Genomic DNA, 19,707 nt, shown 5'->3' with positions numbered 1-19,707 from the left:
GGTCCGCACGACTGGACATGTCCCTCGTTGCGGCGGGCCGGCCCGGGACATGCCCTTCGTTGGTCGTGGCCGTTGGACATGGTGGCATTATGTCCAGTCCTCGCTGCCAGAGCTGGGCATGTCCCGCGTTGCGGCGGGCCGGCCCGGGACATGCCCCTCGTTGGTCGTGGCCGTTGGACATGGTGGCATTATGTCCAGTCCTCGCTGCCGGAGCTGGGCATGTCCCTCGTTGCCGCCTGCCGGCCCGGGACATGCCCTTCCCGGGTCCGCCCGGCTGGGCATGTCCCGCAGCAAGCAAGCGGAGGAAGCCGGGATGAACGAGCAAGGCCGGGGCAAGGCCGGGCAGGGTGGGGCCGGACCCCGTGCTGAAAGCGGGGGCCCGGCCCGGCGATCAGGCGGACTAGGCTGCTGCCACCGCCGCGCGGCTGCGCACGAACGCCTGGACGCAGGCCTCGACGTCGTCGGCGCTGTGTGCGGCCGAAAGCTGGACGCGGATCCGGGCGGCGCCCTTGGGCACCACCGGGTAGCTGAACGCCGTGACGAAGACGCCGTTGTGGAGCATGGCATCGGCCACCTTGGCGGCCATGACGGCGTCGCCGAACATAACCGGGACAATGGCGTGCTCGCCGGGGAGCAGGTCGAAGCCTTCCTCGCTCATGCGGTTCCGGAAGAGCTCCGCGTTGGCGAAGAGCTTGCCGCGCAGTTCGCCGGAGTTTTCCACGAGGTCCAGGGCCTTGAGCGTGGCCGCGACGATCGCCGGGGCCAGCGAGTTGGAGAACAGGTAGGGGCGGGCCTTCTGGCGGAGCATCGCCACCACCTCACCGCGGCCCGAGACATAGCCGCCGGAGGCGCCGCCGAGGGCCTTGCCGAACGTGCCGGTGTAGATGTCCACGCGGTCCGAGACGCCGGCGTGTTCCGGCGTGCCGGCACCGGTGGCTCCCATGAAGCCCACCGCGTGTGAATCGTCCACCATGACCAGGGCGTCGTACTTGTCGGCGAGGTCGCAGATCGCTTCGAGCGGGGCCAGGAAGCCGTCCATCGAGAAGACGCCGTCCGTGACGATGATCTTGCGGCGGGCCGGGTTCTCCTGCGTGGTGGCCTCGATCAGCTTCGATTCGAGGTCCGCCATGTCCTGGTTGGCGTAGCGGAAGCGCTGGGCCTTGCAGAGCCGGATGCCGTCAATGATGGACGCGTGGTTCAGGGCGTCCGAGATGACGGCGTCGTCCGGGCCGAAGAGGGACTCGAACACGCCGCCGTTGGCGTCGAAGCAGCTGGAGAACAGGATGGTGTCCTCGGTGCCGAGGAACGCCGAGACACGTTTTTCCAGTGCCAGGTGCAGGTCCTGGGTGCCGCAGATGAAGCGCACGCTGGCCATGCCGAAGCCGCGCTCGTCCATGGCGGTCTTCGCCGCGGCGATGATGTCCGGGTGGTCGGCGAGGCCCAGGTAGTTGTTGGCGCAGAAGTTCAGCACGTCGGCGCCGGTCTCACCGATCTGCCCGGCCTTGATGCGGTTGGCCTGCGGCGAGTCGATGTGCCGCTCGGTCTTGAACAGACCGGCGCTGCGGATCTCATCGAGTTCGTGCTGCAGCTGGTCCTTGATGGCTGAATACATGGGTTGGCTCCTCGGCTGGTTGGATGCGGGGGCGGAATGCTGTGCGTGGAAGGCGGTGTCCGGCAGGGGCCCGGAAGCGTGCGGTCAGGAAAGGGGCCTAGAAAACGGTCCAGTCGAGGACCACCTTGCCGCCGACGCCGGCGCGGGCCACCTCGAAACCCTTTTCCCAGTCGGTGGCCGGCAGCGTGTCCGTGACCACGGCCGAGATGTTTGCGTGCAGGGCAGGGTTGGAGGAGAGCATGGCGCTCATCGCGTACCAGGTCTCGAACATTTCGCGGCCGTAGATGCCCTTCATGGTCAGCATGTGCGTGACCACCTTGCCCCAGTTGATGTCGATGGACTGGCTGGGCAGTCCCAGCATCGCGATCCGGCCGCCGTGGTTCATGTTGTCGATCATCTCAGGCAGCGCGGTGGGGTGTCCCGACATTTCCATGCCGATGTCGAAGCCTTCGCGCATGCCGAGTTCGCGCTGGGCGTCCTTGACCCGCATTTTCGAGACATCGATCGCGAGGTCGACGCCGAGCCTGCGGGCCAGTTCCAGCCGGGGCGCGGAGACGTCGGTGATCGCGATCTTGCGGGCGCCCGCGTGCCGGGCGACGGCGATCGCCATCAGGCCGATGGGTCCGGCGCCGGTGATCAGCACGTCCTCGCCGACCAGCGGGAAGCTCAGGGCGGTGTGGACGGCGTTGCCGAAGGGGTCGAAGATGGCGCCGAGTTCCGGGGTGACCGAGGGGTCCTGGTGGACCCAGACGTTGGTCTCGGGCATCACCACGTACTCGGCGAAGGCGCCGTCGCGCTGGACGCCGACGCTGACGGTGTTGATGCACATCTGCCGGCGGCCGGCGCGGCAGTTGCGGCAGATTCCGCAGACAATGTGGCCTTCGCCGGAGACCCGGTCCCCCACCTTGACGTCCAGGACGTCCTCGCCGGTCTCCACGACCTCGCCGTAGAACTCGTGGCCGGCGATCAGGGGGGCGTTGATGATGCCCTGCGCCCAGGCGTCCCAGGCCTGGATGTGCAGGTCCGTGCCGCAGATGCCGGTGGTCATGACGCGGATCTTGACGTCGCCGGGGCCGGTCTTCGGCTCGGGACGGTCGACGAGCTCGAATCCTGCGTGGGCGCCGGCTTTGTAGAGAGCCTTCATGGGCCTTCCTAACTGTGCTTTTGGGGTCCTGCTCCGCGCGTTCTGTTCCGCGTGTTCTGTTCCGCATGCGAGGCGGGCGTGTGGGTCAACTCACCCCATTAGACCCACCAGAAAGCATTAGCACAACCGAATTTTTCTCAATCGACGAATTAGCAATTGCTGTTGCATAGAATGGCTGGCATGGAAATCCACCAGCTGGAGATGTTGCGCGAACTCGGAGCTCTGGGCAGCGTCAAGGCCGTCGCCGAAACCCTCCTGGTGACGCCGTCGGCCGTGTCCCAGCAGCTGGCCGCGCTGCAGAAGACCGTGGAGGTGCCGCTGACCCGCAAGGAGGGCCGGAACCTGGTGCTCACGGAGGCCGGGCAGGTGCTGGCGGACGCCGGGGCCGCGGTGGTCAGCGCGATGGCGGATGCGAAGATGGCGATCGGCGCCTACCACGGCTCGCCGGTGGCGCCGGTGACGCTCAGCGGTTTCCACAGCGCCGGGCAGGCATTGTTCGCGCCGCTGGCCCGGCTGCTGGACGGCCCGGGCCAGCCGCGGATCCTGCTCTCCGACGAGGACGTCGCGCAACAGGATTTCCCGGCCCTGACGGCGCGCTACGACCTGGTCCTGGCGCACCGGATGGACCACAGCCCGCGTTGGCCCGAGGAACGCGTCGCGGTGATCCCGCTCGCGCATGAGCCGCTGGACGTGGCGCTGCCGGCCGGGCACCGGCTGGCCGGCCAGCGGGCGGTGACGGCGGACGACGTCGTGGGCGAACCGTGGGTGACGAGCCGCGCCGGCTACTCCCCCGCCGACGTGCTTTCCGCCGTCGCGGCGGTCTCCAGCCGTGAGCTGAACATCGTGCACCGCATCAACGACTACTCGACCGTGGCGGCGCTCGTGGCGGCCGGCGGCGTGATCGGCCTGCTGCCGCGGCACACCGCGCGGCCTGTGCTGAACCCGGACATTGTGCTGCGGCCGCTGGAGGGCATCAGCACCCGGCGCCGGATCGACGTCCTGGCCCGGCCGGAGAACCTTAAACGCACATCGGTCATGATGGTCTGCGAAGCACTGCAGACCATCATGACCGATTTAGTGGGTGGCTAGGGGCTAGCCCTCGACGCCGAGGCGCTGGAGGATCAGCTCGCGTACGCGGCCGGCGTCGGCCTGGCCGCGGGTGGCCTTCATGACGCCGCCGACGATCGCGCCGATCGCCTGGATCTTGCCGCCGCGGATCTTGTCCGCGACGCCGGGCTGCGCGGCGAGGGCCGCGTCGATCGCTTCCAGGAGCGGGCCGTCGTCGGAGACCACGGCGAGGCCGCGTTTCTCGACGATTTCCGCCGGGGTGCCTTCGCCGGCGAGCACGCCGTCCAGGACCTCGGAGGCCATCTTGTTGTTGATCTTGCCGTCCTCAACCATCTTGTTCAGTTCCACGATGGTGGCCGGGTTGACGCCCAGCTGGCCGGGATCGACGTCGGCGTTCTTGGCGCGGCCGACGATCTCGCCCATCCACCATTTGCGGGCCACGGTGGCGGTGGCGCCGGCTGCGATGGTTTCCTCGATCTCGTCCATGACGCCGGCGTTGACGACGTCGCGGAACTCCAGGTCCGAGTAGCCCCAGTCGGCCTGCAGCCGCTTGCGGCGCGCGGCCGGCGGCTCGGGCAGGGTGGCCCGGAGCTCCTCGACCCATTCGCGGGACGCGGTGATCGGGACCAGGTCAGGTTCCGGGAAGTAGCGGTAGTCGTCGGCGTCGGACTTGGCCCGGCCCGACGTCGTGGTCCGCGTGTCCTCGTGCCAGTGGCGGGTTTCCTGGATGACCGGCTCGCCGGAGTCCAGCACGGCGGCGTGCCGCTGGATCTCGTAGCGGACCGCGTGTTCGACGGCGCGCAGCGAGTTGACGTTCTTGGTCTCCGAACGGATGCCGAAACGTTCGCGGCCGTGCGGGCGCAGCGAGACGTTGGCGTCGCAGCGGACGTTGCCGCGCTCCATCTTCGCGTCCGAAACCCCGAGGTTCTTGACGATCTCGCGGACGGCGGCCACGTAGGCCTTGGCGAGTTCGGGGGCGCGGCTGCCGGCGCCCTCGATCGGCTTGGTGACGATCTCGACCAGCGGCACACCGGAACGGTTGTAGTCCACCAGGGAGTAGTCCGCGCCCTGGATGCGGCCGGTGGCGCCGCCCATGTGGGTCAGCTTGCCGGCGTCCTCCTCCATGTGCGCGCGTTCAATCTCGACGCGGAACACGGTGCCGTCGGACAGCTCGATGTCAAGGTAGCCGTCGTAAGCGATGGGCTCGTCGTACTGGGAGGTCTGGAAGTTCTTCGGGGTGTCCGGGTAGAAGTAGTTCTTCCGGGCGAAGCGGCAGGTCTCGGCGATCTTGCAGTTCAGCGCCAGGCCGATCTTGATCGAGGACTCGATCGCGGTCTTGTTCACCACCGGCAGCACGCCGGGCATGCCGAGGTCCACCTCGTTGACGTTGGTGTTCGGCTCATCGCCGAAGACGTTCGGCGCGGAGGAGAACATCTTGGTCTTGGTGTTGAGCTCCACGTGGACCTCGAACCCCAGGACGGGATCGTACTTGTCCATCGCCTCTTCGAAGCTGAGGGTTGCGTCAGTCATTAGTGTGAGCCTCCGTGGCTTGAAACGGCAGAATCAGTGAGCGAGGGGGCCTTTTCCAGCAGCGGGCCGCCCCACTGCGCCTCGAGCAGGGATTCCAGGACCGCGCCGACGCGGTACAGGCGGGCATCCTGGCGGGCCGGGGCCAGGAGCTGGATGCCCACGGGCAGTCCGTCCTCGTCGGCCAGGCCGCCGGGCAGGGACAGGCCGGGGACGCCTGCCATGTTCGCCGGGATGGTGGCGACGTCGTTGAGGTACATCGCCAGCGGGTCGTTGAGCTTCTCGCCGAGCTTGAACGCCGTGGTCGGCGCCGTCGGGGAAATCAGCACGTCGGCCTTTTCGAAGGCGGCGTCGAAGTCGCGCTGGATCAGGGTGCGCACCTTCTGGGCCGAGCCGTAGTAGGCGTCGTAGTAGCCGGCACTCAGGGCGTAGGTGCCCAGGATGATGCGGCGCTTGACCTCGTCGCCGAAGCCGGCGGCGCGGGTGGCGCCCATGACCCGCTCGATGGTCAGCGGTCCCTGTTCGGGCAGGACCCGCAGGCCGTAGCGGACGCCGTCGAACTTGGCCAGGTTGGAGGAGGCCTCCGACGGCATGATCAGGTAGTAGGCGCCCAGGGCGTACTTGAAGTTGGGGCAGGAGACCTCGACGATCTCGGCGCCCGCGCCCTTGAGCAGCTCGAGGGATTCGTTGAAGCGGTTCTCGACGCCGGCCTGGTAGCCCTCGCCGTGGAGCTCCTTGATGATGCCGATCTTCATGCCCTCGACGTTGCCGGTCCGGGCCGCGGCCACGAGGTCCTCGAGCGGGTCCGGCAGCGAGGTGGAGTCGCGCGGATCGTGCCCGCCAATCACCTGGTGCAGCAGGGCCGAGTCGAGAACCGTGCGCGAGACCGGGCCGATCTGGTCCAGCGAGGAGGCCATGGCGATGGCGCCGTAGCGGGAAACGCCGCCGTAGGTGGGCTTGACGCCGACCGTGCCGGTGACGGCGCCGGGCTGGCGGATGGAACCGCCGGTGTCCGTGCCGAGTGCCAGCGGGGCTTCGAAGGCCGCGACGGCGGCAGCGGAGCCGCCGCCGGAACCGCCCGGGATGCGCTCCAGGTCCCACGGGTTGTGCGTGGGCCCGTAGGCGGAGTGCTCGGTGGAGGAGCCCATCGCGAATTCGTCGAGGTTCGTCTTGCCCAGGATCGGCATCTTGGCGGCGCGCAGGCGCTCGACGACGGTGGCGTCGTAGGGGCTGTGCCAGCCTTCGAGGATCTTCGAGCCGGCCGTGGTGGGCTGGCCGATCGTGACGATGAGGTCCTTGACGGCGATCGGGACGCCCGCGAGGACGTGCAGCCCTTCGGCGGCGGCACCGCCGGCGGCGCGGATCGCATCCACTTCGGCGGCGACGGCGAGCGCCTCGTCGGTGTTGACGTGGAGGAAGGCGTGGACCTTGCCGTCGACGGCGGCGATGCGGTCCAGATAGGCCTGGGTGACCTCGACGGCGGTGATCTCGCGGGCGGCCAGCTTCTCGGCGAGCGCGGCGGCGGAGAGGCGGATCAGTTCGTTGTTCTCAGTCATGGTCTTAGTCCTCATCCAGGATTGCCGGGACCTTGAAACGGCCTTCGTACGCGTCGGGAGCACCGGAGAGGGATTGCTCGGCCGTAAACGTGTGGCCCACGACGTCCTCGCGGAACACATTGGTCAGCGGAATTGGGTGGGACGTGGCCGGGACGTCATCACCGGCGGCTTCACTGACGGACTTCACTGAATCCACGATGACGGCGAGTTCGCCGGCCATCCTGTCCAGCTCTTCAGCACTCATCTCGATGTGCGCGAGTTGCGCGAGATGCGCGACGTCGTCGCGGTTGATCGCAGCCATGGATCTCCCCTGCAAGGTATGGATAATTTTCCGTCCCAGTCTACGTGGGTTGGACGGTGGTTACTGTCCGCCGCCTGGAACGACGACCACAAACAACGCGGGGTCACTTACGGTCCATCCGGAGGTCCCGAATGGGCCGTAAGTGACCCCGCGTTGGTTGGTGTTGTTGGGAGTGGTTAGCCGATGCCGATGGCTCCGGTGAGCACTCCGACGCCGAGCATCACCAGGGAGATCACGGCCGTGCGCCACAGGACCTTCTTGTGGTGGTCGCCCAGGTCCACCTTCGCGAGGGAGACCAGGAGCAGGATGGCAGGCACCAGGGGGCTCTGGAGGTGGAAGGGCTGGCCGGTGATGGAAGCACGGGCCATGTCGGCGGCGCTGACGCCGTAGTGGGCCGCCGTTTCGCTCAGGACCGGCAGGACGCCGAAGTAGAAGGCGTCGTTGCTCATGAAGAACGTCATCGGGATGCTCAGGACGCTGGTGATCACGGCCATCAGCGGACCCATGTCCGACGGGATGATCTGGACCAGCCATTCCGACATGGCCTTGACCATGCCAGTGCCGTTGAGGACGCCGGTGAGGACCGAGGCGGCCATGACCATGCTGACGACGGCGACGATCGAGGGAGCGTGCGCGATCAGCTGGGCGCTCTGGTCCTTGACCTTGGGGAAGTTGACCAGCAGGGCGATGGCGGAGCCGACCATGAAGACGAACGGGAGTGGAATGACGTTGGCGACGAGCGTCACCATGACCGCGACCGTGAGGCCGAGGTTGAACCAGAACAGCTTGGGACGGAGGGTCTTGCGGTTGGGGTCCAGGGCGGTGTCGGCCATGGCGGAGTCGCGGTCGTCAACGAGGGAATCGGCGCGCTCCAGCACGGCAACGGCCGATCCTTCCGGGGAGAGCCCGGCGGGCGAGGCTCCGGGGCCCTTGCGGCCGCGGCGGATTCCGGTACCGCCGGCCGCGCTGCCGCCGTCTGCGCCGTCTGCGTCGCCGTCGAAGGCTGCGGCTGTATCCGGGACGCCCCAGATCTCGGGGGCGACGGCGCGGAGGCGGTTGCGTTCCTGCAGGCCGAGCAGCCAGGAGAAGACCAGCACGACGACGAGCCCGGCGATGAGGGACGGGACCATGGGCACGAAGACATCATTGACGTCGAGCTTCAGCGCGGAGGCGGCGCGGGCGGTCGGGCCGCCCCAGGGCAGGATGTTCATGGTGCCGTTGGCCAGGCCGGCCACGCAGGTCAGGACCACGGGGCTCATCTTCAGCCGCAGGTAGACCGGCAGCATCGCCGCGGTGGTGAGGATGAAGGTGGTGGAGCCGTCACCGTCGAGGGAGACCGCTGCCGCGAGGATGGCCGTGCCCAGGACCACCTTGGCGGGGTCGTTGCCGAGCTTGCGCAGGATGAACCGGACCAGGGGGTCAAAGAGCCCGACGTCGATCATCAGCCCGAAGTAGATGATCGCGAACATCAGCAGCGCGGCGGTGGAGGTCATGGATTTCATGGAGTCCATGACCATCGGGCCGATCCCGAGGCCCGCGCCGGCGAAAAGCCCGAAGACTGTGGGAACAATGATGAGCGCCAGCACCGGCGTCAACTTCTTCGTCATGATCAGCACCATGAATACCGCGATCATGGCGAATCCTAGTAATACCAGCACGGCCGGCTCCTTCTTCGTTGAATGACACCACTCCGGTGTGATGCGCACTACAGACGTTAGAGTGGCGCCCGTCACGACTGGGCCTTTGGCTCAATTGATTGGCATACTGCTTATTGGATGCATTTTGCGCATTTTGCTCACGTCCGTACCAACCCCAGGCAGGAGCCCGATGAAGCGCCGCACAGCTCTGCCGGCCCTGCGCTTTTCGACCCAGACACTGCTGCTGCAGCTCGGCGTCGTGGCGCTGGTGGTGCTGCTGAGCAGCGCCGTCCACGCCTGGCTGAGCTATGACCGGCTGGGCCGCGAGGCGGAGAACCAGGCGCTGACCCTGGCCCGGACGGTGGCCTCGGACCCCTCCGTGCGGGCTCAGGTCCAGTCCATCAGCGCTCTTCCCGCCGCTCCCCCGGCCGCCGAGCTGTTGGCCGGTCCGTTGATGGCTGCCGCGGAGGGTGCCCGCACCCGCACCGGGGCCCTGTTCGTGGTCATTACGGACGAGACCGGCATCCGGCTGGCGCACCCCGACGCGGAGCGGCTGGGCGAAAAGGTCAGTACCGACCCCTCGGACGCCCTCGCGGGCCGGGAGGTCACCACGCGGAACACGGGCACGCTGGGCCCGTCCGCCGGCGCCAAGGTCCCGGTGTACGCCCCGGACTCGACGGCGGTGGTGGGCGAGGTGAGCGTGGGCTACTCCACCGAGACGATCAGCCAAAGCCTGGCCCGGGACATCATCCCCATCGCCGTCACGGCCGCCGGCGCGCTGCTGGCCGGCGTGCTCGCCTCCTTCCTGCTGCGGCGGCGGCTCCAGCGGCTGACCCTCGGGCTCGAACCCGAGGAGATCAGCACCCTCGTGCACGACCAGGTGGCCGTGTTGCAGGGCGTCGACGACGGCGTGATCGGCGTTTCGGCCGACGGCAGGGTCAGCGTTTTCAACGCCGCCGCCCAGCGGCTGCTCGGTGTCCCGGACCTCGCGGGCACGCCCTGGGCCGCCGCGCCGGTCCCGGAGCAGCTCAAGGCCCTGACCCGGGCCGATGCGGCCGAGGGCGAGGCGGTGGAACTCGTGGCCGGCGGCCAGGTGCTGGTGGTGAGCGCCCGCAAGGCTCTGCACGGCCGCGAGGACCTTGGCTGGGTGGTGATGCTGCGGGACCGGACCGAGCTGCAGCAGCTGACCCGCCAGCTCGACGCCGTCGGCACCATGTCCGCGGCTTTGCGGGCGCAGCGCCACGAGTTTGCCAACCAGCTGCACACGATCGCCGGGTTCATGAGCATTGGCCAGCCCCAGCAGGCCCAGGAATATCTCGCCAAACTGGCGGGCACCGGGCCGCTGGCATTCCCGGTGGACCAGGCCGAGCTGCTCCAGGACCCCTACCTGCAGGCCTTCCTCGGTGCCAAGGGCGTCGAGGCGGACGAGCGCGGCGTGAGTCTCCGCCTCGGCCCGGAATCCGTGGTCCGCGGCCGCGTCACCGAACCCCAGGACGTCACCACAGTCCTGGGGAACCTGATCGACAACGCCGTGAACGCCGCCGTCGCCGGTTCCGCGGCCGAGCGCTGGGTGGAAGTCGAAGTGCTGGACGAACCGGGCATCAACGGAGGCGCCGGCACACTCCACATTGTGGTGGCCGATTCCGGCGACGGCCTGGGCACCGGCATGACAGCCGCCGAGGCCGAGGGGGTCTTCGCGGAGGGCTACACGACCTCGGTCCGGCCCGCGCGCCCTGGCGGAGGGCAGGGCCTGGGGCTGGCCCTGTCCCGGCAGCTCGCGCGCCGCCGCGGCGGAGACGTGCGGGTGCTCGAGGCCGGCTCCCCCGGCGGCCCGGGCGCCGTTTTCGTGGCCACGCTGCCGGGAACCACCGAACCGGGGCCAACGCTGCCGGGAAATACCGAACCTGGAATCACTGAAGCAAACCGAGAGGACAACGATGTCTGAGGATTTCAGGGTGCTGATTGTCGACGATGATTTCCACGTCGCCAAGCTGCATGCCGCCTATGTGGATTCGGTGGCCGGCTTCCTGGCGCTGCCGCCGGCCGGCTCGGCGTCCCAGGCGCTGCAGGCCATCCACAGCCTCCGCCCGGACCTGGTGCTGCTGGACGTCTACCTGCCGGACGCCTCGGGCCTGGACCTGCTGCACCAGCTGGACGTCGACACCGTGATCCTCAGCGCGGCCTCGGACACGGCCTCGCTGCGCCTCGCGTTCCGCCGCGGGGCACTGGGCTACCTCCTCAAGCCCTTCACGGCCGAATCCCTTTCGCAGCAGCTGCGCTCCTATGCACGCTACCGCCGGATCCTGGCCCAGCCGGGCTCCGTCAGCCAGGAGACGGTGGAGCGCGCCAAGCGCGCCCTGATCCCGGGCGACGTCGTCGCCTCGGCACGTCCCCGCTCCGCCACCGAGGCCGCGGTGCTGGAATCCCTGGTGCCCGGCGAGCAGTATTCAGCCGCCGACGTCGCCGCCCGGGTCGGCGTGTCCCGGGCCACCGCCCAGCGGTATCTGTCCGCGCTGGCGGACGACGGCGCCGTCGACATCCAGCTGCGCTACGGCACCACCGGGCGGCCCGAGCACCGTTACGGAATCCCCGCCCCGGCCGCCCGCTAGGCGCCGCGACACAAGCAGCGAAGCCAACCTAGGCGCCGTCGGGCTCCTTCTGTGCCGCCGCCTGCTCCGCCTGCACGGCCCTGTGGATGTTGCCGTGGATCATGTCCACCCCGATGCGCTCGATCACGCCGTCGCGCTCCAGGACCGCCCGGACCGCGGGCTTCAGCCGGGTCAGGCGCAGGTTGACCCCGGCCTCCCGGGCGAGGATGACGATGTCCGCCACCTTTGCCGCCCCCTGCGAGTCGACGAAGTTGATCCCGCCGCAGTCGAGCACGATCCCGGTGAGCCCCGGCGTCGACTGGATGACGTCGCGCAGGCGGTCCTCCAGTGCATCGGCCGTGGCGAAAAACAGGCCGCCGTCGAACCGGATCACGGCAATGCCGGGAACTTTCTCGTCGCCGGGATGCTCACCGGCATCGCGGAAGACCTGGGTACCGGGCTCGCGGCCCAGGTCGGGCATCTCCGGATGGGTCGCCACCCGGACGAGCCAGATGAGCGAGAGTCCGATTCCAATGACGACGCCCGCCAGCACGCCGAAGATGAGGGTCCCGATGATCGCCGCGACCGCAATCCAGAAGTCGAACTTCTGCACGCGGGCCAGCCGCCGCAGCTCGGGCACGTTCATCATGCCCATGACGACGGCCTCGATAATCAGCGCCGCCAAAACCGGTTTGGGGAGGATCGAGAACAGCGGCGCCAGGAAGAGCAGCGTGAGCAGCACGGTGATGCCCGAGGTGAGGGAGGCCAGTCCGGTCTTCGCCCCCGAGTGGTCGTTCAGCGAGCTCGCGGACAGGCTCGTCGAGACGGGCATCCCCTTGAAGAGACCCGAGGCGATGTTGGCCATTGACTGGGCAATGGATTCCTGGTTGATGTCGATCTGGTAGCGGTGTTTGGCAGCGAACGCCCTCGCATCCCCGGCGGTCTGGGAGAAACCGATCAGGACCAGCGCCACCGCCGCGAGCGCCACGGTGCCGACGTGGTCCCACATGAGCTGACCGTCCGGGACCTGCAGCGAGGGCAGCCCGCTGGGTACGTCGCCTACCAGGGCCACGCCTTTGGCCCCGAGACCGAAGAGCGCCTCCGCCGCCAGTCCGCCCACCACCAGGACCAGGGCGCCGGGGACTTGGGGAGCGATGGCTTTCAGCCCGAAGACGACAGCCAGCGCGATGACCCCCACCACCACGGTGGTCGGCTGCGCCTCGCCCAGGGTGCCCAGCCAGGACCACAGCTCCTGGAGCGGGTTGGAGCCGGTGACCTCGGTCCCGGTGAGTTTGGGGAGCTCCCCGATCACGACGTCGATCGCCGCGCCGAAAAGGAAGCCGGTGACCACGGCCTTCGAGAGGAACTGCGCGATCCAGCCCATCTTGAAGACGGCAAGAATCAGGAACAGGATCCCGGAGGCGAGGGTGATTCCGGCAACGAACGAGGCGATATCCTGCTCGCCGGTGATGCCTGCCGCGAGCACGGCGCTCGCGGCCACCGCCGCCAGGCCCGAGCTCGGGCCCATCGAGATCTGCCGGCACGTGCCGAAGATCGCGTACACGATGGCGCCGGCGGCCGCGGCATACAGCCCGTTCTGCAGCGGAATCCCGGCGATGCCTGCGTACCCGAGGTTCTTCGGAACGATCAGGGCCGCGACGGTGACCCCGGCAATCAGATCGCCGCGCAGCCACGAGCGGTCATAGGAGCGGAACTGGCCGATGAGGGGGATCCTGGCGGGCCCCTGCCCGGGTGCCTTGGTCATGCGCTCTTCTTACTCCAAGTCCGGCGGTTCCGCCAGAGTCCCCCCGGCCCCCGCAACGCCCCGGGCAAGCGTCGCTTTGGCCCTAGGCGGCGCTCTTTTGGGCGACGAGTTCGATCTCGACGAGCATCTTGGGATCCAGGAACGGCAGCACGTGAACGAGGGAGAGCGTGGGGCGGATGTCGCCGAAGACCTCGCCGTGGGCCCGGCCGGCCTCTTCCCACTGGCTGATGTCCGTCAGGTACAGCTTGGACTGCACCACGTCCTCGAAGCCGAAGCCGGCGTCGGCCAGCACGGCGCCGAGCTTCTGCAGGATGTAGCTGGTCTGGGTATAGAAGTCTTCGCCCACGATTCCGTCCTCGCCGCTGGCGGCGGTCGCGGAGATGTAGAGGGTGTTGTCCACCTGGACAGCCCGGGAATAGCCGAGGGTCTGTTCCCAGGTGGAGCCGGTACCGAAGGTCTTGCGCATGGTGGGCCTTTCGCAGTTGCCGCAGGGATCGGCACAACTGTAGGGCGCAGGACGGCCGGGCCGCCAAACCGGGTTGATTTGTGTCGGCGGACCTGCGCGGGGCCACCGCCCCGGCTAGAGTTCCTGGCGGTAAACGAGCAGTTTGATGTCCGTGCCCGGCACGAGCCAGTCGCGCTCCGGCGCCCGGACGAAGCCGGTCTTCAGGTAAAGGCCGTGGGCGCTTTCCCAGCTCTCGCCCGTGGTGAGGGCCACGGCGTGAATACCGGGCAGGGCCCTGGCATGCTCCATGATGGCCTGGACCATGGCCTTGCCGGCGCCGCTGCGCTGCACGGAGGGGTCCACCACGAGCATCCTGAACTCGAGCTCGTCGCTGAAGGCGATGTCCGCGTAGGGCTCGCCGGCGACCGCCAGCGTCACGGAGCCGAGGATCAGGCCCTCACGCTCGGCGACCCAAACCGTCGCGGCCGCCGCGCGCTGCCCGACGTTCTGGATCTGCTGCATGTAGGGGTGGTCGGCGCTCTCAAAGTAGCCCGCCGCCAGGTAGGCGTCCCGGGTGATGCGCGCTATGGCGTCGAAGTCGGCCGGAACGGCGGGGCGAATGAGGATCTGCGAAGGCACCTGTCAATGGTACGGGCGCCCGGCCCGGGCCGTGCCCGGAAAGGCCGTTTCCGTGACTGAACTATCACTCAGGCGCATCTGACAGGCGTAGAGCCGGCCCAGCGGGACGACGTTAGAGCGGGAATTTGCCGGAGAGTTCCAGCGGACCGGCGCACGTCCATGCGGCCAGGCGTTCGTCGTCGGAGGGGCCGCCGGCCAGGGGGCTGGTGAGCCGCGGCCGGCGCACCCAGCAGCCTGCCTCCTCGGCGATCAGGGCTCCGGCGGCGAAGTCGTGTTCGTTGAGCCCGCGCTCACCGTAGGCGTCGTGCGTGCCGTCCGCCACGAGGCACAGGTCCAGCGCCGCGGACCCGAGCCGGCGCATGTCGGCGAAGCCGTCCATCAGGCTGCCGAGGCCTGCGGCCTGTTCCGCCCGCACGCCGGGATCGTAGTTGAAACCCGTGGCCAGGATCTGGCCGGTCCGTCCGGGGACCGGGCCGAACAGGGCGGTCACCTGGCCCTGTTCCTGGAGCCAGGCGCCCTCGCCGCGGGACGCGTAGTAGGTGCGTCCCAGCGCCGGTGCGCTGACGACGCCGGCCAGCCAGACGCCGTCGGCGTCGGCCACCGCCACGGAGGTGGCGTAGTAGACGATGTTGCGGATGAAATTGGTGGTGCCATCGAGCGGGTCGATGGACCAGCGGTAGCCGCTGGGCTCCGCCGGCAGGACGGTGCCGCCCTCCTCCCCCGTGATGATGTCCCACGGCCGGGCGGCGGTGATGACGTCCCGGACGGCGGCTTCGGCGGCGAGGTCGAAGGCGGTCACCCAGTCTCCTGAGTCGCCCTTGTTGCTGACGTCCAGGGCCGCAGTCTTCCGGGTGGCCAGGACGGCGGCCCCCGCCGCGGCGGCCGATTTGGCCAGTTCGAGCAGCCCCGGAACGCCAGGTGCGGGAGGACCCGCGGAGTGGGAACTCATTCGCCGGCCGGCCCGTTCGCCAGCAGGGCACGGAAGCCGTCCTCATCCAGGACCGGGACGCCGAGCTGTTCGGCCTTGTCCAGTTTGGTGCCGGCGTTCTCGCCCGCCACCACGTAGCTGGTGTTCTTCGACACCGATCCGGCCGCCTTGCCGCCGCGGATCAGGATGGCTTCCTTGGCCTCATCGCGGCTGAAGCCCTCGAGGCTCCCGGTCACCACCACGGTCAGCCCCTCCAGCGTCCTGGGCGTCGACTCGTCGCGTTCGTCCGCCATCCGGACGCCGGCGTCCGCCCAGCGGTCCACGATGTCGCGGTGCCAGTCCTCGGCGAACCATTCAGTCAGCGCCTGGGCGATGACCGGGCCCACGCCGTCCACGTGGGCGAGCTCCTCCTCGGAGGCCTGCCGGATGGCGTCCATGCTGCCGAACGCGGTGGCGAGGGCGCGCGAGGCCCGCGGGCCGACGTGCCGGATGGACAAGGCCACCAGGATCCGCCACAGCGGCTGGGTTTTCGCTTTTTCCAGCTCCCGGAAGAGCTTGTCCGTCGTGGCCGTGGGCTTGGACGGGGTCTTGGTGGTGGCTTTGGTGAAGAAGTAGGGCACCAGCTCGAATTCCCCTGTGCCGGCGCCCTTGGAGCGCTTCTCCCGGCGGACACGGACGTCCGCGAGCTGCTCCGGAGTGAGGTCGAACAATGTCGCCTCGGTAGTCAGCGGCGGCTCCGCGGGCTCGGCCGGCTGGGTCAGTGCGATGGCGGCTTCCCAACCGAGGGCCTCGATGTCGAAGGCGCCGCGGCCGGCAAGGTGGAAGACGCGTTCGCGCAGCTGCGCCGGGCAGGACCGGGAGTTGGGGCAGCGGATGTCCACGTCCCCTTCCTTCCCGGGGGCCAACGGCGTGCCGCACGCAGGGCATTCGGTGGGCATGATGAAGTCGCGGACGGGAGGGTCCTGCTGGTCCCGCAGCGCCAGCACCGGGCCCACAATTTCCGGTATCACGTCTCCGGCCTTGCGCAGCACCACAATGTCGCCGATCTTCACGCCCTTGGCCTTGACCACTTCCTGGTTGTGCAGGGTGGCCATCTCCACGGTGGAGCCGGCAACCTTGACCGGTTCCATCACGCCGTACGGGGTGACCCGGCCGGTGCGGCCGACGTTGACGGCGATGTCGAGCAGCTTGGTATGGACCTCTTCGGGCGGGTACTTGTAGGCCACGGCCCAGCGCGGCACCCGGGTGGTGTAGCCCAGGGCCCGCTGGGTGGCGAAGTCGTCCACCTTGATCACAATGCCGTCGATCTCGTGGGTAAGGCTGTGCCGCTTGTCGCCGTAGCGCTTGATGAATTCGAGCACGTCGGAAAGCCCGGCCAGGACCTCGAAATACGGGCTCGTCGGCAGTCCCCACTCGGCCAGCTTGCGGTAGGTCTCGGACTGGCTGGCGGTGTCGAGACCCTCGCGGGCGCCGATGCCGTGGACGTACATCCGCAGCGGCCGCTTGGCGGTTTCCGCGGGGTCCTTCTGCCGCAGCGAACCCGCGGCGGCGTTGCGCGGGTTGGCCAGCGGCGCCTTGCCGGCCTCGATCAGGGCTTCGTTGAATTCCGCGAAGGCCTGCGACGGGATGAAGACTTCGCCGCGGACTTCCACCTCCGCCGGGAAGCCGGTGCCGCTGAGCTGCTGCGGGATTTCCTTGATGGTCAGGACGTTGTGCGTGATGTCCTCGCCGGTGGTGCCGTCCCCGCGGGTTGCGGCCCGGACCAGGGCGCCGTCGCGGTAGAGCAGGTTGACGGCCAGGCCGTCGATCTTCAGTTCGGTGAGCCACGACGGCGGGTTCCCGCCGTTGCCGAGCTTGGCGACGCCCGCCTCGGCCTTGACCATCCAGGCCTCCAGCTCCTCGAGCGAGAAGACATCCTCCAGGCTGTACATGCGCTGCAAATGCTGCACGGCGGCAAACGCCGCTGACACCTCGCCGCCGACTTCCTGCGTGGGCGAATCGTTGGCCACCAGTTCCGGATGCATGGCTTCGAGCGTTTCCAGCCGACGGTAGAGCTCGTCGAACTCGGCGTCGGAGATGATCGGCGCGTCCTGCTGGTAGTACGCAAAGCGGTGCTTGCGGACCTGCTCCACAAGGTCTTCATACTCCGCGCGGATGTCCCCGGACGGGACCTGCCCGTCGGGGCCTTGAGGGTCCGTGACGTGCCCGGGGGCTGCTTCGGCTGCTTCTTCAGTCCCTGCTGCGGTCTCTGCTGCGGTCTTCCCTGTGCTCACAGACCTATCCTGCCCTAGATCCCCGACATTGTCCGGTCCAGGGTCCGGTCCGGCCACAGATCGAACAGGTGATCACCTCGCCCGGCCCGGGGACGAATTCTGCGCCGGTGGAGAGCCGTGCTAGCCGCTGTTGACGACGGCCAGATCGGCGGCCGGGCGGTCGCGCACGCCCAGTTTCGTGAGCGCGAGTGGGCCAAGGACGGTTCCGCTGAGGATGATGCCCGCGAAGATCAGGCATGAGAGCTGCCACGATCCACCGTCGTACAGCAGACCCGCCAGCAGCGACCCGGCTGCTGCCCCGAGCATCTCGGAGTTGGTCAGCAGGCTCATGCCGCGGCCCACGCGGTGCCGGTTGACCTCAGCTACGACTGCCCGCTGGATCGGCAGCAAGATCGCCCATGAGGCACTCGTGAGTACCCAGAGCGCGGCGATCACGAGCGGGCTGGGCGTGAACGCGAGGCCGGCCGCAGTCAGTGCCGACGCGACGGACGCGAGGACGTATCCCGTACGCCGGCCCCGCCGTTCAACGAACCGGTGCAGCGCTCGTGGCATAACCGTAAGCACGATGCCGCCCGGCAGGTAGATGAGTGCAATCTGGTAGACCTCCAGCTCAAGCGCCTTCTGCAGGTGAAGCAGCAGGAGCAGCGACACACCGGCCTCGGCGACTGCGGTCATCAGCGCGATCAGCAGCAGCGGGGCGAGGCGCCTGCCGTCGCCCCGGAACCCGTCCAACGGCTCCTCCTGCGGTGGCGCCAGGAACTTTGGCACGCGGAGCAGCAGGACCGCGGCGATAATACAGGCAACGGCGAGGGTCCCGAAGACCCCGCTGAAGCCGGTCAGAGGCAGCAGGACCATCGCTGGAATCCAGAAGAACCACGATCCGAGTGCTTCGGAGGACAGCAGCCCGGCCAGCGAGCCGGAGTCGCGATCGAGGAACTCGGCCGCGATTGCCCGGACCGCAATCCAAAAGAACGCGCCGCCGATACCGCCAACAATTGCAGCGGCGAAGGCGAGCGGCAGCGACGTCGCGACGGCGTAGCCGACGCAACTCACCGCGTAGAGCACGGCTCCGGCCGCAGCCGCTGTCGTTCGCACCCGGGTGTCCACCAGCCAGCCGGAAATCGGACGTGCGATCACCGAGACGACGAGCTCGACGGCGACGAGGGCTCCGATCGCGCTTGGCCCGACGCCGAGTTCAATGCCGCCCCAGAGCGGGATCAGGAAGTCCATTATTTCCGCCGACCCTCCGATCAGGGTTGCGGCAGTGCCCGCTGCTTTCCTTCGATCCGGCTGAGTCCCCATGCCCGCGATCCTAAGGGACGAACCGCGAATTCGGTCTGACGCCGACCGCGAGGTCAGGCTGGCTCGTCCGCGTTTGCAGTCCGTGCGTCGACCACGATCGCCGTGATGTTGTCCCGGCCGCCGCTGCGCAAGGCCGCCTGGATCAGTTCGTCCACGGCCGCCTGGGGGTCGGTCTCGGCCGCGAGGATGCCGGCGATCTTCTCATCGCTGAGTTCGCCGTTGAGGCCGTCGGAGCAGACCAGCATCCGGTCGCCGTCTTCAAGGGGAACCAGCCAGAAGTCGGCCTCGGAGTCATCCCCGGTTCCCAGCGCCCGTGTCACCACGTGCCTGCGGGGGTACACGGCGGCCTCGGCCTCGGTGATCTGGCCGGTGTCGAGGAGTTCCTGGACTTCGGAATGGTCCACGCTGATCTGGGCGAGCTGGCCGTGGCTGTACCGGTACGTGCGGGAGTCCCCGATGTTGAGGACAAGCCAGTACGGAACGTCCTGTTGTTCCACCACCACGACGCCGGACAGGGTGGTTCCGGCACGCGATCCGGTGGCGTGACGGATGCCCGCATCGGCCATGAGCAGGTACTCCTGCAGGATGTCCGCCGTCGCATCCCGGCTGCCGGTCTTGGACTGTGGCAGCTCGGCCAGGGTGCGCACGCAGATGCTGCTGGCAACTTCGCCGGCCTCGTGCCCGCCCATGCCATCCGCCACGGCGAAGACGGGGTCCGCGGCAATGAAGGAGTCCTCGTTCGCCTCGCGGCGCAGTCCCCGGTCCGTGCCGTACCCGCAGCGCAGTAGCGGTCCCTGTTTTCCGTCCGAGGGCGGGATGGGGGCGTCTGGCGATGGGTTCATGGCGGTCCTCAATACAGTGGTGCGCGGCTTCACTGGTGCGCGGGGGTTGACGGCGTTCACAACCCGGCCGGATCGCAACT

16 protein-coding genes are annotated in these 19,707 nt (G+C 68.5%); 3 read left to right on the top strand and 13 right to left on the bottom strand.

The window, feature by feature from the left end:
- Positions 1–400 precede the first annotated feature (400 nt).
- Both AC1DN2_RS04420 and tdh read right to left on the bottom strand, forming a co-directional pair.
- Positions 401–1,612 (bottom strand): glycine C-acetyltransferase, encoded by a 1,212-nt coding sequence (locus AC1DN2_RS04420; protein ID WP_230008568.1) that lies wholly within the window; start codon positions 1,610–1,612, stop codon positions 401–403.
- A 97-nt stretch (positions 1,613–1,709) separates the two neighbouring features.
- Positions 1,710–2,756, bottom strand: coding sequence for an L-threonine 3-dehydrogenase (gene tdh, locus AC1DN2_RS04415; RefSeq protein WP_476849366.1), 1,047 nt, complete (start codon positions 2,754–2,756; stop codon positions 1,710–1,712).
- Positions 2,757–2,936: 180 nt separating this feature from the next.
- Between tdh and AC1DN2_RS04410 the strand changes: the two genes are divergently transcribed.
- The gene (locus AC1DN2_RS04410; RefSeq protein ID WP_018774590.1) at positions 2,937–3,845 is read left to right on the top strand and encodes a LysR family transcriptional regulator; all 909 of its coding nucleotides are present in this window, start codon (positions 2,937–2,939) and stop codon (positions 3,843–3,845) included.
- A 3-nt stretch (positions 3,846–3,848) separates the two neighbouring features.
- Here AC1DN2_RS04410 and gatB read toward each other — a convergent pair whose 3' ends face one another.
- From gatB to AC1DN2_RS04390, 4 genes are all read right to left on the bottom strand, one after another.
- Entirely contained in the window at positions 3,849–5,354 is a 1,506-nt protein-coding gene (gene gatB / locus AC1DN2_RS04405; protein WP_476849365.1) for an Asp-tRNA(Asn)/Glu-tRNA(Gln) amidotransferase subunit GatB, read from the bottom strand.
- On the bottom strand, positions 5,354–6,907 hold the full coding sequence (gene gatA, locus AC1DN2_RS04400) for an Asp-tRNA(Asn)/Glu-tRNA(Gln) amidotransferase subunit GatA (protein WP_476849364.1): 1,554 nt from the start codon (positions 6,905–6,907) through the stop codon (positions 5,354–5,356). The genes gatB and gatA overlap by 1 nt, the downstream gene beginning before the upstream one ends.
- A 4-nt stretch (positions 6,908–6,911) precedes the next feature.
- Positions 6,912–7,208, bottom strand: a complete 297-nt coding sequence (gene gatC / locus AC1DN2_RS04395) for an Asp-tRNA(Asn)/Glu-tRNA(Gln) amidotransferase subunit GatC (RefSeq protein ID WP_026537696.1) — start codon at positions 7,206–7,208, stop codon at positions 6,912–6,914.
- Positions 7,209–7,384: 176 nt separating this feature from the next.
- Positions 7,385–8,866, bottom strand: a complete 1,482-nt coding sequence (locus AC1DN2_RS04390; protein WP_476849363.1) for a CitMHS family transporter — start codon at positions 8,864–8,866, stop codon at positions 7,385–7,387.
- Between the two features lie 169 nt (positions 8,867–9,035).
- Between AC1DN2_RS04390 and AC1DN2_RS04385 the strand changes: the two genes are divergently transcribed.
- Positions 9,036–10,790, top strand: coding sequence for a sensor histidine kinase (locus AC1DN2_RS04385; protein WP_476849362.1), 1,755 nt, complete (start codon positions 9,036–9,038; stop codon positions 10,788–10,790).
- Positions 10,783–11,454 (top strand): response regulator, encoded by a 672-nt coding sequence (locus tag AC1DN2_RS04380; protein WP_476849361.1) that lies wholly within the window; start codon positions 10,783–10,785, stop codon positions 11,452–11,454. Before AC1DN2_RS04385 ends, AC1DN2_RS04380 begins: the two co-directional genes overlap by 8 nt.
- 28 nt (positions 11,455–11,482) lie before the next feature.
- Here AC1DN2_RS04380 and AC1DN2_RS04375 read toward each other — a convergent pair whose 3' ends face one another.
- The 7 genes from AC1DN2_RS04375 to AC1DN2_RS04345 form a co-directional block, all read right to left on the bottom strand.
- The gene (locus AC1DN2_RS04375; protein ID WP_476849360.1) at positions 11,483–13,198 is read right to left on the bottom strand and encodes a SulP family inorganic anion transporter; all 1,716 of its coding nucleotides are present in this window, start codon (positions 13,196–13,198) and stop codon (positions 11,483–11,485) included.
- Between the two features lie 82 nt (positions 13,199–13,280).
- The gene (locus AC1DN2_RS04370) at positions 13,281–13,664 is read right to left on the bottom strand and encodes a RidA family protein (protein ID WP_476849359.1); all 384 of its coding nucleotides are present in this window, start codon (positions 13,662–13,664) and stop codon (positions 13,281–13,283) included.
- 114 nt (positions 13,665–13,778) lie between these two features.
- Positions 13,779–14,282: a GNAT family N-acetyltransferase gene (locus AC1DN2_RS04365; protein ID WP_476849358.1), complete on the bottom strand. Its 504-nt coding sequence runs from the start codon at positions 14,280–14,282 to the stop codon at positions 13,779–13,781.
- Between the two features lie 112 nt (positions 14,283–14,394).
- Positions 14,395–15,231 (bottom strand): inositol monophosphatase family protein, encoded by an 837-nt coding sequence (locus tag AC1DN2_RS04360; RefSeq protein WP_476849357.1) that lies wholly within the window; start codon positions 15,229–15,231, stop codon positions 14,395–14,397.
- Positions 15,228–17,483, bottom strand: coding sequence for an NAD-dependent DNA ligase LigA (ligA, locus tag AC1DN2_RS04355; protein WP_476849356.1), 2,256 nt, complete (start codon positions 17,481–17,483; stop codon positions 15,228–15,230). Before ligA ends, AC1DN2_RS04360 begins: the two co-directional genes overlap by 4 nt.
- 120 nt (positions 17,484–17,603) lie before the next feature.
- Positions 17,604–18,785 carry an MFS transporter gene (locus AC1DN2_RS04350; RefSeq protein ID WP_476849355.1) on the bottom strand — a complete coding sequence of 394 codons (1,182 nt, stop codon included), beginning with the start codon at positions 18,783–18,785 and terminating at the stop codon, positions 17,604–17,606.
- 53 nt (positions 18,786–18,838) lie between these two features.
- The gene (locus AC1DN2_RS04345) at positions 18,839–19,627 is read right to left on the bottom strand and encodes a PP2C family protein-serine/threonine phosphatase (RefSeq protein WP_476849354.1); all 789 of its coding nucleotides are present in this window, start codon (positions 19,625–19,627) and stop codon (positions 18,839–18,841) included.
- Between the last annotated feature and the right edge of the window lie 80 nt (positions 19,628–19,707).

This window comes from Arthrobacter sp. 01L42 (genome assembly GCF_056400005.1).
The sequence above is the reverse complement of the archived record's forward strand: the minus strand, read 5'-3'. Positions and strand labels throughout refer to the sequence as shown.

Bases quoted from the DNA above. Each gene is read 5' to 3' on its own strand.
- AC1DN2_RS04420 (WP_230008568.1), bottom strand. From the start codon at position 1,612: ATGTATTCAGCCATCAAGGACCAGCTGCAGCACGAACTCGATGAGATC.
- tdh (WP_476849366.1), bottom strand. From the start codon at position 2,756: ATGAAGGCTCTCTACAAAGCCGGCGCCCACGCAGGATTCGAGCTCGTC.
- AC1DN2_RS04410 (WP_018774590.1), top strand. From the start codon at position 2,937: ATGGAAATCCACCAGCTGGAGATGTTGCGCGAACTCGGAGCTCTGGGC.
- gatB (WP_476849365.1), bottom strand. From the start codon at position 5,354: ATGACTGACGCAACCCTCAGCTTCGAAGAGGCGATGGACAAGTACGAT.
- gatA (WP_476849364.1), bottom strand. From the start codon at position 6,907: ATGACTGAGAACAACGAACTGATCCGCCTCTCCGCCGCCGCGCTCGCC.
- gatC (WP_026537696.1), bottom strand. From the start codon at position 7,208: ATGGCTGCGATCAACCGCGACGACGTCGCGCATCTCGCGCAACTCGCG.
- AC1DN2_RS04385 (WP_476849362.1), top strand. From the start codon at position 9,036: ATGAAGCGCCGCACAGCTCTGCCGGCCCTGCGCTTTTCGACCCAGACA.
- AC1DN2_RS04380 (WP_476849361.1), top strand. From the start codon at position 10,783: ATGTCTGAGGATTTCAGGGTGCTGATTGTCGACGATGATTTCCACGTC.
- AC1DN2_RS04375 (WP_476849360.1), bottom strand. From the start codon at position 13,198: ATGACCAAGGCACCCGGGCAGGGGCCCGCCAGGATCCCCCTCATCGGC.
- AC1DN2_RS04370 (WP_476849359.1), bottom strand. From the start codon at position 13,664: ATGCGCAAGACCTTCGGTACCGGCTCCACCTGGGAACAGACCCTCGGC.
- AC1DN2_RS04360 (WP_476849357.1), bottom strand. From the start codon at position 15,231: ATGAGTTCCCACTCCGCGGGTCCTCCCGCACCTGGCGTTCCGGGGCTG.
- AC1DN2_RS04350 (WP_476849355.1), bottom strand. From the start codon at position 18,785: ATGGGGACTCAGCCGGATCGAAGGAAAGCAGCGGGCACTGCCGCAACC.
- AC1DN2_RS04345 (WP_476849354.1), bottom strand. From the start codon at position 19,627: ATGAACCCATCGCCAGACGCCCCCATCCCGCCCTCGGACGGAAAACAG.